Source organism: Chryseobacterium indologenes (genome assembly GCF_001295265.1).
Classification (GTDB): Bacteria; Bacteroidota; Bacteroidia; order Flavobacteriales; family Weeksellaceae; genus Chryseobacterium; species Chryseobacterium indologenes_A.
Genome location: NZ_LJOD01000063.1, coordinates 1 through 644, shown reverse-complemented (window position 1 = coordinate 644; position 644 = coordinate 1). Strand labels below are relative to the sequence as shown.

Below are 644 nucleotides of genomic sequence, written 5' to 3'. Positions count from 1 at the left end.
TTGATTTCACCAAATTTGTCACCCACTGTTCCCCCTATGTCAAAAGCATAGTCAGCTAATCCATATGCAAAAATAAAGGGAGCAGTAACTGGAACTACCATCTCCTGCACTGTATTTGCATTTCCTAGAGCACCTCCTTTCCACCAGGTTATATAATCACTACCTCCTCTATCAATCCAACTATAAAGTCGGGAAGCTTCACCAAATAGCCAGCTTTCATAATTAGCCCAAGCTGACATACCGTTAGAAGAAAACTGACTATATGTTGTTTTTCCTGGTCGTGACATATTGTAAATTCCATTAAGCCATTCCTGGCTTACTCTTCCATCCGGGTCATGCATCATCACCAGATTATTCATTACATTTTCTTCAAGAACGGCTGCCCCTGAGCCATTATTCTGATAACTCAACCGTACATTTCCTAATTGATCGGTATAGTTGTAAATTTACCTTATTATTTCAAAATTGCAGACAAATGTAGTCATATATAGCAAAATAGACTGCTTCAAAAGTGAAACAGCCTATTATTTTCTGATATGAATGGTGTCACACTATCAACTCCAATCTTTAGAATATGATCTTAATGATTAAGCAAATATTTATTATTTTCAAGAACAAGTGACAATGGCTTACTAATAATATCG

General features: G+C 36.3%; 1 protein-coding gene. It reads right to left on the bottom strand.

Annotated elements, in window-relative coordinates; translation table 11 throughout:
• Positions 1-410: hypothetical protein (locus AOB46_RS22735; protein WP_131724465.1), on the bottom strand; the 410-nt coding region annotated here is incomplete at its 3' end.
• Positions 411-644: the final 234 nt, after the last annotated feature.